Origin of the sequence: Corynebacterium sp. HMSC036E10, from assembly GCF_001836265.1 — a bacterium.
Classification (GTDB): Bacteria; Actinomycetota; Actinomycetes; order Mycobacteriales; family Mycobacteriaceae; genus Corynebacterium; species Corynebacterium coyleae.
On record NZ_KV827980.1, the window covers coordinates 1 to 2,686 of the forward strand.

At 62.6% G+C, this 2,686-nt stretch carries 3 protein-coding genes; 1 reads left to right on the forward strand and 2 read right to left on the reverse strand.

The features are described 5' to 3' along the window. Together HMPREF2736_RS06855 and HMPREF2736_RS06860 are read right to left on the reverse strand one after the other, a co-directional pair. Positions 1-1,322: glyceraldehyde-3-phosphate dehydrogenase (locus tag HMPREF2736_RS06855; protein ID WP_141761604.1), on the reverse strand; the 1,322-nt coding region annotated here is incomplete at its 3' end. Between the two features lie 119 nt (positions 1,323-1,441). After that, complete coding sequence (locus HMPREF2736_RS06860) at positions 1,442-2,440, reverse strand: 3-hydroxyisobutyryl-CoA hydrolase (RefSeq protein ID WP_070829229.1); 999 nt, start codon at positions 2,438-2,440, stop codon at positions 1,442-1,444. 40 nt (positions 2,441-2,480) lie between these two features. On the opposite strand from HMPREF2736_RS06860, the gene HMPREF2736_RS06865 reads away from it, so the two are divergent. Further along, positions 2,481-2,686: HAD hydrolase family protein (locus HMPREF2736_RS06865; protein WP_168167626.1), on the forward strand; the 206-nt coding region annotated here is incomplete at its 3' end.

Genomic DNA, 2,686 nt, shown 5'->3' on the forward strand with positions numbered 1-2,686 from the left:
ACGCGAACCACCTGGTGGGAGTAGCCGTACTCGTTGTCGTACCAGACGTAGAGCACGAGGTGGTTGCCAGATGCGATGGTGGCCAGGCCGTCGACAACCGACGCGTGGGTAGTACCCAGAAGGTCAGTGGACACAACCTCCGGCGAGTTGATGTAGTCGATCTGCTGGCGCAGGTTGGAGTGGGTGGACACACGGCGCAGGAAGGTGTTCACCTCGTCCTTGTTCACTTCCTTCTCCAGGTCCAGGTTGAGCACTGCCATGGACACGTCCGGGGTGGGCACGCGGATCGCGTTGCCGGTGAGCTTGCCCTCAAACTCGGGCAGCGCCTTGGACACGGCCTTCGCAGCACCAGTCTCGGTGAGCACCATGTTCAGGCCAGCAGCACGCCCACGACGGTCACCCTTGTGGAAGTTGTCGGCCAGGTTCTGGTCGTTGGTGTACGCGTGGACGGTCTCCACGTGACCATGCTTGACGCCGTAGCGGTCGTTGATCACCTTCAGCACCGGGGTGATGCCGTTGGTGGTGCAGGACGCTGCGGACAGGATGCGCTCGTCGCCGATCATGTCCTCGTTGATGCCGTACACAATGTTCGGGATGTCACCCTTGCCCGGCGCGGTAAGCAGCACGCGGTCCACACCCTTGGACTGCAGGTGCTGGGACAGACCCTCGCGGTCGCGCCACACGCCAGTGTTATCGACGACGATGGCGTTGTTAATGCCGTACGCCGTGTAATCAATCTCAGCCGGGTCGTTGGCGTAGATCATCTGGATCGGAGTGCCGTTGGCCCAGATGATTTCCTTCTCCTCATCCACGGTGATCGTGCCGTTGAACGCACCGTGGACAGAGTCACGTCGCAGCAGGGAGGCACGCTTGATGATGTCAATGTCACCCTTCTTGCGCACCACCACCGCACGCAGGCGCACACCGCCGTACATTGCCTCGCGGGCAATCAGGATACGGGCAAGCAGGCGGCCGATGCGGCCGAAGCCGTAGAGCACGACGTCGCGTGCATCGAGCTCGGAGGAGGTGCCGATGACGTCAGCGAGCTGCGCCTCGAGGAAGGCACGCAGATCCTTCTCTTCGGAGTACTTGAACTCCTTGGCCAGGCGGCCAAGGTCGATCGAAGCGGTGCCGAGATCCATCTCCACCAGCTCGCACAGGATCGGGAGTGTCTCGTCGAGCGGGAGCTCCTTTTCATCGATACGACGCGCGTAGCGGTGTGCCTTGATGATCTCGATGTCAGTCACACCCACCAGCAGGCGACCGTAAACCGAGGTGACCGCGTTGTGTTCGCGGTGCAGGCGACTGATCAGCGGCAGCATCTCCTGGGCGAGGGTGAGCTTATGGTTCCAGTCGTCGCGGGGGTTTGTGGTTTCGGTCAACGTTGCTCCTTCAGCGTGTGGGATTCGGGGGCAACTTCAGCCCCACACCGCCATTTACTTTAGCGCAGCACGTCCCGATATTTGGAGGGGTCCGCCTCGGGGGCGAACTTGGGGGCCTGATCCTTATCGACGAGCACCGCACGCACCCCTTCCGCAAAGTCCGGCTCACGCACCATCACGGCACCGAGACGACGCTCATTGTCCAGCGCGCCGGCCAGATCCTGCGATGCGTTGGCTGCGATGAGTTCCGCCGCCGCCACGAGCGACGACGGGGACGCCTGCTTGGTCAATTCCTGCACCTTCTCGCCGAACTCGCCGAACTCGCCGGTCTCGCCGTCAAGGCTCTCGCGGATCTCTGCCCAGGAGCCGGTGAAGGTGGCCTCGATGTCCTCGTACAGTGCCTCGAGCTGCGATTCACCCTGCTCCAGCGCAATCTCGTCGAGGTAGCCGGGCCCATGCTCCACGATCCCGTCAAGCACTCCCTCGAGCGAGGCAACCTTGTGCGTCGCCAGGCCGGTAGCCAGCATGTCGTCCGGGCTCAAGCGGTAGCCCGTCAGCGCCAAAAACGCGCCGAGCGCCTGCGACGGGTGCTTCGGCAGGTTCTGCAGCAACCACGACATACCCACGTCCGTGACGTAGCCAATGTTCATCTCCGGCATGGACGCAAACGCATCCTCGGTGACCACCATGTGCGAACCGTGCGCCGACACCCCCATGCCGCCACCCATGATCACGCCGCTGCACAGCGCGATGTACGGCTTGGGGTAGTTCGCAATGTCTAAGTTCATGGCGTACTCGTCGGCAAAAAACGCATCGACCTCTTCCAGACGTCCCTCGAGGACACCTTCACGTGCGGCACGGACGTCGCCACCAGAGCAAAAGTGCTTGGCCGAGGACTGGATGACAACTTGGGCGACGGTGTCGTCGTCACGCCACTGCTTCAGGATCTCGTCGATGGCGCGCGCCATCTCCGGGTTCAGAGAATTCAGGGCCTTGGGGCGGTCGAGGGTGATCACCCCGGTCGCGCCGCGTACTTCGGTCTTCACAAACTCAGTCATGCCGCCCAGTGTTCCACATCACACCGGTATGGTGTGGGCAATGCAGACGCCACGACTGATCGCACTCGACATGGACGGCACCCTCCTCACCCCGCAAGGCCAGGTACCTGAGCGCTTTTGGCAACTTTACGACGACGCCACCGCCCAGTCCATCACCATCACCCCCGCCTCCGGCCGCCAACTGGCAACCCTGCAACGCATGTTCCCCACATGCGAGACGTTCATCGCCGAAAACGGCGCGGTGGT

Excerpts from the sequence above, each read along its gene's own strand:
- HMPREF2736_RS06860 (WP_070829229.1), bottom strand. The coding sequence starts at position 2,440 with ATGACTGAGTTTGTGAAGACCGAAGTACGCGGCGCGACCGGGGTGATC.